The organism is Dehalococcoidia bacterium (assembly GCA_028711995.1).
GTDB lineage: Bacteria > Chloroflexota > Dehalococcoidia > SZUA-161 > SpSt-899 > JAQTRE01.
Genome location: JAQTRE010000004.1, coordinates 23,146 through 36,786 on the forward strand (window position 1 = coordinate 23,146; position 13,641 = coordinate 36,786).

The 13,641-nt window shown below is 53.4% G+C and carries 15 protein-coding genes and 1 riboswitch; of the genes, 3 read left to right on the top strand and 12 right to left on the bottom strand.

Going from position 1 to position 13,641, the window contains the following annotated elements; genetic code table 11:
- From PHV74_01495 to cobT, 8 genes are all read right to left on the bottom strand, one after another.
- Positions 1–630 (bottom strand): bifunctional precorrin-2 dehydrogenase/sirohydrochlorin ferrochelatase, encoded by a 630-nt coding sequence (locus PHV74_01495; GenBank protein ID MDD5093044.1) that lies wholly within the window; start codon positions 628–630, stop codon positions 1–3.
- Positions 631–1,032: 402 nt separating this feature from the next.
- Complete coding sequence (locus tag PHV74_01500) at positions 1,033–2,034, bottom strand: electron transfer flavoprotein subunit alpha/FixB family protein (protein MDD5093045.1); 1,002 nt, start codon at positions 2,032–2,034, stop codon at positions 1,033–1,035.
- A gap of 28 nt (positions 2,035–2,062) precedes the next feature.
- Positions 2,063–2,845 carry an electron transfer flavoprotein subunit beta/FixA family protein gene (locus PHV74_01505; protein MDD5093046.1) on the bottom strand — a complete coding sequence of 261 codons (783 nt, stop codon included), beginning with the start codon at positions 2,843–2,845 and terminating at the stop codon, positions 2,063–2,065.
- Between the two features lie 326 nt (positions 2,846–3,171).
- A complete protein-coding gene (locus PHV74_01510; protein ID MDD5093047.1) occupies positions 3,172–4,035 on the bottom strand; it encodes a fibro-slime domain-containing protein in 864 nt (287 codons plus the stop codon).
- 321 nt (positions 4,036–4,356) lie between these two features.
- On the bottom strand, positions 4,357–5,070 hold the full coding sequence (locus tag PHV74_01515) for a hypothetical protein (GenBank protein MDD5093048.1): 714 nt from the start codon (positions 5,068–5,070) through the stop codon (positions 4,357–4,359).
- 140 nt (positions 5,071–5,210) lie between these two features.
- Positions 5,211–5,831, bottom strand: a complete 621-nt coding sequence (gene cobC / locus PHV74_01520; GenBank protein MDD5093049.1) for an alpha-ribazole phosphatase — start codon at positions 5,829–5,831, stop codon at positions 5,211–5,213.
- Entirely contained in the window at positions 5,810–6,577 is a 768-nt protein-coding gene (gene cobS / locus PHV74_01525) for an adenosylcobinamide-GDP ribazoletransferase (protein ID MDD5093050.1), read from the bottom strand. The genes cobC and cobS overlap by 22 nt, the downstream gene beginning before the upstream one ends.
- Before the next feature lie 9 nt (positions 6,578–6,586).
- A complete protein-coding gene (cobT, locus tag PHV74_01530) occupies positions 6,587–7,645 on the bottom strand; it encodes a nicotinate-nucleotide--dimethylbenzimidazole phosphoribosyltransferase (protein ID MDD5093051.1) in 1,059 nt (352 codons plus the stop codon).
- 102 nt (positions 7,646–7,747) lie between these two features.
- Positions 7,748–7,938, bottom strand: a riboswitch (cobalamin riboswitch).
- Between the two features lie 203 nt (positions 7,939–8,141).
- On the opposite strand from cobT, the gene PHV74_01535 reads away from it, so the two are divergent.
- Entirely contained in the window at positions 8,142–8,795 is a 654-nt protein-coding gene (locus PHV74_01535; GenBank protein ID MDD5093052.1) for a CBS domain-containing protein, read from the top strand.
- A gap of 54 nt (positions 8,796–8,849) precedes the next feature.
- On the opposite strand, the gene PHV74_01540 is transcribed toward PHV74_01535, so the two are convergent.
- Genes PHV74_01540 through PHV74_01555 form a run of 4 tightly spaced genes read right to left on the bottom strand, consistent with a single transcriptional unit; the run spans position 8,850 to position 11,578 of the window.
- Positions 8,850–9,071 (bottom strand): DUF167 domain-containing protein, encoded by a 222-nt coding sequence (locus PHV74_01540; protein MDD5093053.1) that lies wholly within the window; start codon positions 9,069–9,071, stop codon positions 8,850–8,852.
- Between the two features lie 29 nt (positions 9,072–9,100).
- The gene (locus PHV74_01545; protein MDD5093054.1) at positions 9,101–9,580 is read right to left on the bottom strand and encodes a hypothetical protein; all 480 of its coding nucleotides are present in this window, start codon (positions 9,578–9,580) and stop codon (positions 9,101–9,103) included.
- On the bottom strand, positions 9,577–10,662 hold the full coding sequence (locus PHV74_01550; GenBank protein ID MDD5093055.1) for a histidinol-phosphate transaminase: 1,086 nt from the start codon (positions 10,660–10,662) through the stop codon (positions 9,577–9,579). Before PHV74_01550 ends, PHV74_01545 begins: the two co-directional genes overlap by 4 nt.
- On the bottom strand, positions 10,646–11,578 hold the full coding sequence (locus PHV74_01555) for a cobalamin biosynthesis protein (GenBank protein MDD5093056.1): 933 nt from the start codon (positions 11,576–11,578) through the stop codon (positions 10,646–10,648). The genes PHV74_01550 and PHV74_01555 overlap by 17 nt, the downstream gene beginning before the upstream one ends.
- A gap of 284 nt (positions 11,579–11,862) precedes the next feature.
- Here PHV74_01555 and PHV74_01560 point away from each other — a divergent pair, with 284 nt between their 5' ends.
- Complete coding sequence (locus PHV74_01560; protein MDD5093057.1) at positions 11,863–12,708, top strand: acyl-CoA dehydratase activase; 846 nt, start codon at positions 11,863–11,865, stop codon at positions 12,706–12,708.
- 132 nt (positions 12,709–12,840) lie between these two features.
- Positions 12,841–13,635: an acyl-CoA dehydratase activase gene (locus tag PHV74_01565; GenBank protein MDD5093058.1), complete on the top strand. Its 795-nt coding sequence runs from the start codon at positions 12,841–12,843 to the stop codon at positions 13,633–13,635.
- Positions 13,636–13,641 lie beyond the last annotated feature (6 nt).

Genomic DNA, 13,641 nt, shown 5'->3' on the forward strand with positions numbered 1-13,641 from the left:
CTATCCTTTTACCAGATTGGCTAACAGCTCTTCTTTGGCCTGTGTGAATTTTCCCGCGCGTAAGAGTTCGAGAAGGGAAGGAATATCCAGTGCTCGCTGCCAGACATCTTCCCGAATGACAATTTTGCGCGCTTTCAAATCAGATCGAACTTCATCGACCAGCGAAACCAGTTGAGCATACTCATCGCTAAAACGCTCTTCCAACTCCGTTCTGATCTTGCGTGCCAGAGCCGGACTCTTTCCATTGGTGGAAACAGCCACCGTCAAATCGCCGCGTCGCAGATATGAAGGGACAATGAAATCCGAGATTCTGGGGACATCCACCACATTTATCAATATCCCCCGCCGGTGGGCTTCTTTAGCCACTCGTTCATTGGTTCGGCTATTATTGGTGGCAGCAATGACCACCCAGGCGCCTTCGAGGTCTACCGATTCATATTCCCGCCGAGCCAATTTCACCTCGCCCTTGGCAGCCATTTCCTCGATCTGTGAACAGATCTCAGGGCTGATCACGTCTACTTTTGCACCATATTCCAGAAGCATATTCACCTTGCGCAGACCCACCAGCCCACCACCGATAACGATGCATCTCTTGTCGCTAATATTCAGGAAAACGGGATAGTATGCCATGATCGTTCCACGCCCCGAGAGACTGGGAAAATCTATAAGAATCTATAATAGGATACCACGGCGATAAGTCAGGTTCAATCTTCCGAGAACTGCCCTTGATACGAGAATCGCTTGTTTCTATGAGCGGTGCTCAAATAAGCCCTTTCCCTGGGCCGTCAAGCATTGGGAGTTTTGTCGTTGCTTAGAAAACAGTTTTTAGCCGTCTACCCTGAGCCCTTCGGCTTAGATCAGGACAGGCTTGTCGAAGGGCCGCTCATGGTTCGACAGGCTCACCACGAACGGTATTTGATCCTTTGTGCTGGATGAAGCGCCATGCCACCAATAAAAAACTTCACCCCCGCCAATGGCGGGGGTGAAGTTTCAATCGCTATAATCGGATATCGATAAATGGGCTAGGCTATCCTATTTGGCCACCAATTCCTTGCACTTGGCCACAAACGCCGGCAGCACCTTCTTGTAGTCGCCGACGACGCCAAAGTGAGAAACACCAAAGATATTGGCCTCGCCATCCTTATTAATGGCGACGATGTTCTTTGAACCGGTCATTCCCGCCAGATGCTGGCTGGAACCGGAAAGCGCTATGCCGATATAGAGGGTGGGTGCGACGATCTTGCCGGTGAGCCCAATCTGGTTGATGGTGGGAACCCATCCGGAGTCGCACGGAGGCCTTGTGGCACCAACGGCGCCATTGAGCATCTTGGCCAGGTCAGCCAGTACGGTCTTGAAGGGATCCGGACCGCCCATGCCGCGGCCGCCGCAAATCACCACTGCGGCATCCTCGAGCTTGATTCCAGCCACTTCCTCTTTGACCCTATTGACCATTTTGCCTCTGACTTTGGATGCGTCCAGAGCCGGATCGAAGGCTTTCACTTCGCCTTTACGTGAGGCATCCTTGGGCAACGGTTCCATCGATTTCACCCGGATGGTCGCCATCTGAGGACGATCCTCGCCCACATACATCGCCAACGCATTGCCGCCGTAGACCGGTTTTGTCTTCTGCATCAACTTGGTTTCCGGATCGATAGCCAGCGCAACGCAGTCGAGCGTGACGCCCGTCCCGAGCCTGAACCCCAACCTTGGCCCCAGATCACGCCCCGTTGCAGTCTGCCCCAGCAGCACGATCTCCGGATTAGTCTCTTTGACCAGCTTCTCCAAGGCTCCCACGTAGGCATCGGTTAGATAGTCTTTGAACATGGGGTTATCGATGACATAGACCTTGTCGGCGCCGAGAGCGACGGCCTCATTAGCCAGATCGCCTACGCCACTGCCGATCAACACTGCAGAGAGATTTTGACCCAGGCTATCGGCGAGTTTGCGACCGATCCCCAGAAGCTCTCCTGTAATCGAAGCAAGCTTCCCTTCCAGAAGCTCGCCTACAATCAAAACGCCTTTATTCTCCGACATTTCTTCCTCCTATCAATTTTGGCAAACCCTAGAACAGCTTGGCTTCTCTGAGCCTGACTGCCAATTTGGCACCAGCTTCTTCGGGGGTCTCGCCGGTGATGAATTCGCACTTAGCTTCGCGAACCGGAATAAAGAGCTTAAGCATCTTGTTCTTGGCCGCCACTGCCGGCACGTCCTTGGAACTCCAGTTGGTGACCTTTTTCTTGGCTGCCGCCATAATGCCCTTAAGGGTAGCATATCGCGGTTCACCGATCTCATTGCTCACCGTGACCAACACCGGCAGAGGAACCTCAACCACTTCATAACCATCCGGCAGAATGCGCTCCACCACTGCCGTGCCATCCTTTACCTGGATCTTCTTGATCGCCGTCACGCTCGGAATTCCTAACAGCTCGGCGATGCCTGATCCAACCTGACCCGCATCCCAGTCCGCTTCCTGTCTGCCGCAAAAGATAATGTCGCACGGGCCTATCTTCTTGATGGCCTCAGCCAGAATAGAAGCCGTGGCAAAACTATCGGAATCATCGAACGCCGGGTCAGTAAGCTGCACACCTTCGTCTCCACCCATCGCCAACCCGTGTTTTATGACTTCCTTGGCCGAGTCTCCGCCCATTGATAGCACGGTCACCTTGGTGCCCGCATTGGCATCCTTGACCTTCAGCGCAGCCTCGACCGCGCTCTCGTCATAGGGACTGATGACCATCGGTTTTTCCTTGGGTGGGATCGCTCGTTTCTTCTCAGGGTCGATCTTGAAAGAAGCCGCGGGCGTTTCCGGATCAAACACCTGCTTAACGCAAACGATCAGGTTCATTTTGAATCCTCCTTCATACATATAAGAAGCATTGGCGCCAACTCTGGACCAATGCCTCTGGGAACCCCGTGTTGAATTTATCATAGAGCCAGAGTTGGTGTCAAGAAAAATTCTCCCTGAAAACAACGATTCACGGCAGTCGCCTTTCGCCATTGGATTAAAGGAGCCCACAACAGTCATGCCGATAGAGAAAACAAAAGAAGGTGAGGTAAAAAGTTGAGCCTTCCGCGATTTGAAGCCAGGATGATCCCAGAAAAGCAATAGCTAGCCTCCCGTGGGAGGCTAGCTATTTTACTTTCAACAAGCTCAACTGTTGGCAGAAAAACTTATACTACTTCTGCATGCTTGCGGCGTGCCACCCAGACAAGGCCTCCCAAGGCAAAAATGCCAAAGGCTATGAGGATAATTGTCGAGAGTTCCGGCGTCGGCGCGGTGGCGCACAACTGCGAATCGACCGTGTGGCGCTCAGCAAAGAACAGATCGAATGTGTGAGACCCTGTCTCACTAAGGCCCAATTCATCAAAGTTGACGGAGTGGAGTGCACTGGAGGCCGATGCCGCATCGTGAACACCGCCCAGATCGACCACCAGGTTGCCATCGATGAACACCCATAGATCGTCGTCACTGAAGAATTGCAGCGTTCGGCCTTGCATCTGCTGGTAGGTGAAATCCGTGTGTAGCTGCAATGTGAAGTGATAGTTGTGGCTGAACCCCTCATTTCCCAGTAGTATATCGTCGATAGGGAAGAAAGTAGTGTCCGAGAACACGTATAATTCTGATCCCGGAGACTTTTCCGTAAATGTCATGCTGTATGGCATGCTCTGATTGAAGGAATTGTCGGAATACCACTGCTTGAGAGAAGTCTCACTCATTATTGCCGCATCGGCCCAGTGGTTAGAATAGCTCGGATTGAGATCAGGTGTACCGTCCACTCCAAGCGTATTCATGACCAATCCCGTCCTCACTCCATATCCATTGGCTGGCTGAACTCCGAAGTCAGAATGTCCCGTGACTCCGTTATTGTTGTTGCCTGAGTATTGGAAATCGCGGATCGTCCCCGTCAGGGTGATGGTGTCGTTGCCCGTCGGTGCAGGCGTGCAATCTTCACCTTCACACGCGGCAGCCACTGTTGGAATGGCCAGAACCGCCATCAAGATTAACATTAGAGCACCAAGAACCAGTTTTCTCATTTTCCCTCCTTTTTTTGTTCCTCGATCATTTCTGCATATATAGGCCTACTTGGTTCAAGATTAGCAACTCCAGGTCAATACGCCAGTAAGAGGACGGTAAATTTCTGTAGACGTTCGGTGGAGATTGAGTGAAGATTCGGTAACATTGGGGAAGGTTTCGAATAAGCGGCCATGAGGTTTGGCCTACCGCCAGTTGATGCGCCACTTTAGGTTGGAGATAGGCTGCAAGCACAAGCAGACGCCAACAGAAAACCAAAAGATCGAGCCTCCTTCGGGAGGCTCGATCTTTTGGTTTTCGACTATCGTAATTGAAGGAGGAATCTACACAGCTTCTGCGTGTTTGCGGCGTGCCATCCAGACAAAGCCACCAAGAGCCAGAACGCCCAGCGTCAGCAGAATCACGGTTGAAACTTCAGGCGTAGGAGCGAGAGGTATTCCTCTATTGGCTACAGCCGATGTCTTAGACTCGCCATCCACCCATACCTGGGTATGGACATTTAGGTCATAACACTGATTAGGGGATAGTCTCATGGATGCTTCCCATCCGTCAGCGATGGAACGGCCATCAGCATTGTCTCGCTGGTTGATCCACTGGAAGTCGGGAGGTGTTCCATCATTCCCATAGGTACCATCAACGAGCTTGGTGTCGTTTCCCAGCTTCACAAAGGATTCTTCCTCCAATGCCGTTCCGGCGAGTATGAGCACCCCTGGCTCGGCCAGAACCAAGACATACAACACTCCATCATCGCAGTCATATTTCACATAGAGTTTGGACAGAAGGGCATAATTGGGTTTAGTAGGGTCGGGTTCACCAGCATTAAACATGTTGGCAAAGAAATCCGTGTCGGCAGCCGATTCATCCAGCACCCATTCACCTTTGTCCCCATCGACAATTGCTGTGCCGCACTTCGGCTGATCGCATGGCCCACATGTTGGTGGCGGCGGTGGCGGTGGTTTGGTTGCCATGGCTATCCCGGGCATGACCAGCATTGCAACCAGGATGATCACGGGTACCAGAAACAGCAGTTTCTTCATTCTTTTCTCCTTGAACGAATGTGCATTCACAATTGATGACATTACACGAAAACTAGGGGGAAGTCAGTACATGAAAGGTTAAGAATTGGTAAATATTCGGTAGCTTCATTGATCAGCCATTACCAGGAGCCCTAACTCGGCTATCCCAGATGGCTGACGTCGTTAAACAGAGTGAGAGATGTTCCCCACTCGTGAGTGTCCAGTATCGCTAGAGCGGCATTGCTCAGCCGCAGTTGCCACCAATGGTCCAGTCCAATACCGAGAAGCTCACACAACAGCACCTGCAGGGGTCCGCCATGGGCGACGATCAAGATGGAATCATCCTCGCCATGCGCTTCCAGCACCTTGATAAACTCTTTGACCCTCTCGGCCACGTGAGAGAGGCTTTCACCATTTGGCGCGCACACATCAGCCGCCCGATTCCTCCAAGCCATCCGTTCGGTCAGGCGGTCCGGAAACCGCTGTTTCATCTCTTCCCAGTCCAAGCCCTCAAAATCGCCGAAATCCATCTCCCTCAGCAGGGCCGTTTCCTGAATTGATCCTGCTCCATTGTGCCTTGAGGCGATGATCTCAGCCGTTTTTACAGCCCGTTTCATATCGCTGGCGTAAATGAAGTCGATCTTCTCCGCCGCCAGCCGTTTCCCAAGCTCCTGGGCCTGCCGGATGCCGGTTTCATTCAGATCGATATCGCTCTGACCCTGATACCGGAGTTGCCGATTCCACTCCGTCTCGCCGTGCCTTACAAGTATGAACCTAGCCAACTAGTCCCTCCTGCCTCTCCTATTATAGCAAGTGACACCAAAACACACACCTCAGTGATTTCGATCATCGCCCCGTAGGTATCGCCGGTGAGCCCCCCGAGCCGGGAGGCAAAAAGCCTGGCCACTGAAAAGGTGACCAACCAGATTCCCGCCAGGATTGCCGGCCCCAGATAAGTCATGAAAGCCGAGGCTATCACCAGGGTGATCAGCGTGGCACTGGCAAAAGTGAACAAGCTCATCTTCTCCTTATACGCCTGTCCCAATCCTTCCCTTTTGGCTGAGGGAAAAGCGAATAAGGCATAGGCCGCGCTCCACCGGCCCAGCGTCGGCATCAACAAGAGTGCAGCGGGTATGAGTTCCACGGGCAACGATATTAGTGAAACATATTTGAGCAGGATGAGCGAGCCGGCAGCCACTACCCCGAATCCTCCTACATGGCTGTCGTCCATGATTTTGAGGCGCTCGGCAGCAGACTTTCTCACCGCGAATCCATCGAAGGTGTCCATCAGTCCGTCAAGATGAAGCGCTCCGGTGAAGATGATAAGCGCCACAACAAGCCAAGCGCTGACCAGAATCGGCGGCATGAACAGATCGAACAGCTGATCAAAGCCCAGCAGAAAAGACCCGAGTATGAACCCAACCAGCGGGAAATAAGCCGCTGAGGAACCGATCCCTTTTTGATCGATTCCCGCGTCCTTCGGTGAGGGGAATATGGTCAAAAATCGCCAGGCTGTCCAGAATCCCATTTTTCTCCCCTACGTCGCTTCTGATACTCCGGCCTCATCGAAGGTGGCCATCTCATCAAGAATTCGGGCAGATGCTTCAACGATGTTCATCGCTAACGCTGCTCCGGTACCCTCACCGAGCCGCATATCGAAATCCAACACCGGCTTCAACCCCATATGATCCAACAGCACTCTATGCCCGGATTCCACCGAGAGATGGGCGGCGATGAAGTAATCCTTTGTAACAGGGGCCAGCCCCGCCGCAATGAGCGCCGCCGCGCCTGAGATAAAGCCATCGATCACCACCGGAACACGGTTTGCCGCCGCACCCAGCATCACCCCGGCAAGCCCCCCGATCTCAAATCCTCCCACTTTTGCCAGCACATCAAGCGCATCTTGCGGGTTGGGCCGGTTGATTTGCAACGCCTTCTCAATCATTTTGATCTTCTGCGCCAGTTGATCATCACCCAGACCCGTGCCCCGTCCGGTGACCCTTTCCACCGGCATTCCCGTCATGCAAGCACAAATAGCGCTTGAGGCTGTGGTGTTGCCGATGCCCATATCGCCCGTCCCTACGATATCCAGCCCCCTGGCAATCTCGGACTCGACCACTCTTATCCCGGCCTCTATGGCATCCAGCGCTTGCCTTCGGCTCATCGCTGGGCCTTTGGTCATGTCACGGGTCCCGAAATCAATCATCTCGCAAATGAGTTTGGGGTTGGGCTCAAATCCACCGATGACCCCCATGTCGACCACTACAACCCGCGCTCCCATATGCCGGGCCAACACGTTAATGGCCGCTCCTCCATTCACAAAGTTGAGCACCATCTGCCGGGTGACCTCCTGCGGATAGAGGCTGACGCCTGCAGCGGCTACGCCGTGATCGGCAGCCATAACGATGATAGCCTTCCGCTGAATCTTCGGCCGGGGATTGGCGGTTATGCCCGCCAGTCTGATGGAAAGCTCCTCAAGCTTCCCCAAGCTCCCCTGAGGTTTGGTAAGCTGGTCCTGCCGCATTCGGGCCGCATCAATGGATGATCGATCCAACGGCTTGATGGACCTTACGGTCTGTTCTAAAGATTCTGCCATTAGCTTGCTCCTTATTGTTTTTGGCCGGCTACAAAACAAAAAATCCCTAAACCACTTATCTGGCTTAGGGATTTACCATCTCCCACGCACTCCGCCTTGAAGGCTTTGAGGGGATTTGCTGGCAGGTCTTCTGACTCCTGGGTCTTCCTACTCCTGGAGGCCTTCCCATTCCGTTAACACAGAACAGTGGCAGTTTCTCGAGTTTCGTCTCCAATCACAGCGGCGGGACCGCGACTGATTTTCACAGTCTTCCCTTTTTAAGCTTTGAAAGCACCAACAAACACCCGTATTCAGTTGCAGCCTTACTATAGCGAATTGATTTTTGGTTGTCAAAACGTACTATGGGGTCTTCTCTCAAAGTCGGAGATATGGTATAGTGAGAGAAAACTTGGATCAGGACTTCATCCACTACGAATATCGAGTGAAGTCCCCTCTGCCAGGGTACAAAGGTTCCCCAGGCATGAACTGAGAAACCAAAACAAGAAGGAGGATGCCCATGTTAGTGAGAGACATTATGACAACCAACGTAGTGACTATCCCCAGCAGTACTCCGATCATGGACGCCAGGAAGATCATGGAAGCTCACAAATTTGAGCGTCTTCCGGTAGTGGACAAGGGCAAACTGGTAGGCATCGTAACCAAGAATGTACTGCAGCGGGCTGCTCCTTCCGCCGCCACCTCGCTGAGCGTATGGGAAATCAACTACCTTCTAGCCAAGATGACGGTCCGGGAAGCGATGAGAAAATCGGTGATCACAGTTTCCCCCGATGCAAGTGTAGAGGCAGCAGCAACCCTTGCTCAGAACCACGGTGTAGGTTCGCTGCCAGTGGTGGAAAACGACAAACTGGTAGGCATCCTCACAACAAATGACTACTTCTATAAGATACTCAATCCGCTGCTGGGCATCAATGTAAGTGGCCAGCGCATCGTCGTACGCGAAGGCGGAACCCCGGATCGCATCTGCAAGACCATGCAGATATTGCAGGAGGAAGGGGTCGCGGTAAAGGCCATATACACTTCTGGAACAGAAGACGCAGCCGAAAAGGATCTGTTTCTCCATCTGGATACCGAGGATATGAAGAAAGTCACCACGATCAATGAACGGCTGGGAAAGATGGGCATCCGATCCGACGTGAGAGAACCCGTCTAACAAGGGCGGCGGTTTGAGCAGGGCAGATGATTTTGGCTCATCTGCCCTGCTTTGTCAGACGGTGATCTCCACCACCTTGTTGCGTGACGTTTCTCCCCTGATAATGCGGATGCTGCTCTTTTTGACATTGAAATGATCGGCCAGGAGTTCAATCATGGCCTTATTGGCCCGGCCCTTATCGGGCGGAGCGGTTACGTAAGCCTTCAGTTGCCCCTGTTCGCTCACAACCTTGTTTTGCTTTGCGTTGGGGATTACTCTGACGTTCAGTACGCTCATCTTTGGCTCAAATAGTCCCATCCGGCTTTTTACGTCTTCAGCGGATTGGTGACCATCTTCTCAAAACTCACCTTGTAGGAATCGGCACCGACCTTCAGCCATGCATCTCCCTCCACTTTCAGACGGGAGGGATCGGTGCCGAATAGCGACTCCATGAGCAAGCTCGATCTCTCTTTGTCTTCCACAACTTGAACCACCAGATTGGTCGTAGAACTGGCGCTGATATCGAGCGTTCCTCTCTCGCCGTTGCCCAGCAGATACCACTTCTCCTTGTGCCCAAACCGCACGTGGCACTCGATCTTTTCCAGCGTGGCCCCGATTGGATTGGGGTTATCGATCTCAATCGTGGTATCAACCGTAAGCGTGGCACTGGAAGTATCGCCGAGAAATATCCCCACCACCCTCACTGAAGGCTTGAGCGAATCTGCACCCCCGCCACCAGAGCAGCCATTGCATACACCCAACAGGATAAGAACCAGAATGGATATGGATATAATCAACCGATTCATTTCCACATCTCTCCGATTGCGGCGATCAATCGCCGGCAGTCCGGCAAAGGCCGGGGAGAGATGCGGACATATTCCGGCAAGCCGAATGAAGCACAATCGCGAACCATGATTCCATACCGGAGAAGCCTTTCCCTGAATTGCTTTGCATCGCCTACCCTGACCAAGAAAAAGTGCGCGCCGGAGGGAAGAGGGGAAAGACCCAGTTGGGACAGCTCTTCTCTTAGAAATGCGTGAATCAGCCGAGTCTCTTCCAGAGAACTCTGCAGGTGGACTGAGTCTCTCAAGGCCATTATCCCGGCAGACTGGGCCATCGCGTTGACATTCCAAGGAAGACACACTTTTCTCAGGGCTCGGATAATCTCAGCGCTGGCAATCGCATATCCCAAGCGGAGACCGGCCAGAGCGTAGTCCTTGGTCATCGAGCGCAGGATGATCACATTGCCCCGACCAATCAACTCCTGCGATCTCCATGGATTTTCAGCAAAAGCGATGTAAGCCTCATCTAGAATCAAGAGGGTGTTTTCGCAAGCCGAGCAAATCTCTTCAACCTCGGGCCTGGTAAGGTACAAGCCCGTAGGATTGTTCGGATTGCACAGGAACAGGCCTTTGGGACGATGGGATCGAAGCAGCTCCGCGACTTCGTTTAAATTCAGCCTGAAATCCTCTTCCGCTGACGAACGGTGTTTGATGACCTTCGATCCGGCGATGCGACAGGCAACCTCATATTCCCCAAAGGTAGGCTCGATGATCAGCACATCATCGTCACTGCCGAAATAGGCCAGGGCGATGAGCCGGATCAATTCCATCGATCCGCTGCCGATAATGATATTCTTCGCACTTATGCCAATGCTCTCGGCCAGCGCACTCTTGAGTTCGGCCGATTCCGAATCCGGATAGCGATCGATGGCTACTGAAGTCAGAGCTTGTGCAATTCCCGGCGAAGGCCCGAAAGGATTGGCGCTGACGCTGAAATCCAGCACCTCTTCCGGCTTTATCCCCAGCCGTCCGAGTTCGGCATAATCGGGGCCTCCATGAGGACAGATTTCGAGCGCTTCTATTTCCGGTCTAGGACGCAACACCATAGATTATCCCTTTCATGCTAAAGCACAGCACTGCGCAAATCAAGGCCACAAGGCACATCAAAAGCAGCACCGAGTTGATTTTCTCCAGGGTGAGCGTGCTTTTTGCCTCACCCAGCTTGTAGTGTCCCACCTTCTCCAGCTCTATCTCCAAAGCTCCGGCAGCTGCACTCATCGGCCAACCGGCATTGGGGCTTTCGGTTTTGCTGTGATCGCGCAACATGATGTTCCAAGCAGCCCGGCCTTCTTTTCGAGCTATGAAAGCAGCCGCCACCATCATCAGAGCGGTGAGCCTGGCCGGAATGAAGTTGAGCACATCGTCCAGGCGAGCGGCGAATTTGCCCAGATATTCGTACTTGCCGTGATAACCGATCATGGAATCGAAGGTGTTGACCACCCGATAGCCCACTGCTCCCGGTATGCCGAGGATCAGGAACCAGAAGAGCGGGGCCACAATACTATCGGAGGTGTTTTCCGCCACCGACTCTACAGTGGCTGCTATGACGAGAGCCTCATCCAGATCCTCAGGGTTTCGACTGACCAAAGCCCCCATCCCAGCGCGTGCGTCTGCCAGTTGATTATCATTCAGTCGATCTCTCACCTTCACTGCAGCAGAGCGCAGGCCCCTTATCGAAAAGGTCGATTTCAATATCAACGCCCCGACGATCACATAGATAATCCTGCTGCCCTCGCTCACATATACCAGCAAGAAATAGATCGGGACAACGAATGAGATGATGCCCACAAGAACCATCCCGATCCCATAGAAGAACTGCGCATTGGGGCGGCCCTTCGGAGCGAGTCTCTCGGCAAGGGAAATCAGTTTGCCCATCCATCCGACGGGATGCAACAACGTCGGCGGGTCTCCCACGACCAGATCAATCGTCAGCGCAAGCGCCAGTATAATTATTCCATCCATGAGCACCTGAACACAAAGCGAAAACCGTAAGACTTAAACAGAGTGTTGAATCCGTATTTCAGGTCTGATTTCCGGGAAAAGTATATCCTCGTACCTCGATCATAGAGTAGAACAGAAGATATCCCCGCTGTCAATACCCTTCTGAGAGGGCCTCAATGAGCCGATTCCTTACGTTCGAACGAGGGATCCTGCCGAGCCAGCATCACCCCCTTTGAGAGGTTGACAGCCACAGCGAGCAATGCTATCATCGGCCCGGATTGCATGATCGAACATACCAAGGGGATATGATGCAACTTATTACCGCCGGTGTAGATATCGGCTCGACGATGACCAAAGTAGTCCTGATGGATGCGAATATCAGGGCTTCGGTGATCGGCCCCACCGGGGCTGAGCATCGGCGGCTGGCCAACAAAGTGATGCAGCAGGCCCTGGAGAAAGCGCAACTCCCCTTTGAACAAGTCGCCTATGTCGTAGCTACCGGCTATGGGCGCATCAACGTTCCCTTCGCCGATAAACAAATCACGGAGATCACCTGCCATGCCCGCGGCGTTTACAGCCTTTTCCCCACCGTTCGCACTGTCATCGATATCGGCGGCCAGGACAGCAAGGCCATCAAGCTGGTCGATGGCAAGGTGTCCAACTTCGTTATGAATGACAAGTGCGCTGCAGGTACCGGCCGCTTTCTGGAAGTGATCGCTGAAGCCCTTGGGCTGGGCCTTGATGAGATGGCTCAACTCTCTCTGACGGCCACTAAGAAGGAGAATGTCAGCAGCACCTGTACCGTATTTGCCGAGCAGGAAATCGTCTCCCGCTTGTCTGAGGGAGCAGCAATAGAAAATGTGGCGGCCGGATTGTTCGAATCCATCGCCAGCCGGGTCTGCGGCATGGCCGATAGACTCAAGATAGAAAGGGATGTGGTGCTCACCGGCGGGGGAGCCAAGAATATCGGTTTAGTCAAGGCATTTGAAAACAGGCTCGGTTTCCGCCCTCTGGTGCCCGAGGAGCCACTGATCACCGGAGCCATCGGGGCTGCCTTGCTGGGCCGTGAATTGGCCCTCAAAGCGCTGGAGAGAGGCGAGGAATTGGGAGGCAAAAAGCGTCGGCTGGAGGAAGCCACCTTTTTCGGCTGAGCAAAGTGTCTTTGCGAGGAGCCGCCAGGCGACGAAGCAATCTCAAGGCGAGCAAAGAGATTGCCGCACGGAGTTTATCCTGAGTTTACCGAAGGGTTCGCAATGACAGACACTCTATTGAGGACATGAAGAATGATTTATGTAGCCGGAATTGATAGCGGTGCGGCCTACGCGAAAGCAGTGATCCTCGGCGATGGGATTATGGTTTCTCACCATGTGATGCTCTCCGGGAAGAACTACCGTGAGACCGCTCGAGAAGTATTCCAAATCGCTCTGGACAAGGCGGGGATCAAGTTTCCGGAAATCGCTCTGATCGTTTCCACCGGATACGGGGCCGCCAACGTACCTTTTGAAAAGGAGCAGATGACCGAGATATCCTGCCAGGCGCGGGCTATCAGCCATCTGTTTCCCTCGGCCCGGACGGTGATTGACATCGGCGGGCAATCTACTAAGATCATCAAACTGGATGGGAAAGGCCGCCCAGCCGACTTCACAGTCAATGAGAAGTGCGCTGCCGGCAGCGGCCGTTTTTTGCAGGTGATAGCCCGGGTTCTAGGAGTACCTCTGGAGGAGATCGGCCCGCTTTCCCTCAAGGCTACGAAGGTAGTCAAATTCACCACCAGTTGCGCTGTGTTCACCGAGTCTGAAGCCGTCTCACGGGTGGCTGAAGGCGAGAAGAAAGAGGATATCCTGGCCGGAGTTCACCACGCTATTGCCGTCAAGGTAGCCACTATGGTGGAGCGGGTCCGGATGGAAAAAGACTGCGTCATCACCGGCGGAGGCGCTAAAGACACTGGGCTGGTGAAGAGCATAGAGGAGAACACGAATTGCCAATTACTGGTGCCTCCGGAGCCTCAGTTGACCGCTGCGCTGGGGGCTGCGCTCATCGCCTGGGATAGGGTGCAAGAGAAGAAAGCCTCCGGTTGAGCAGGC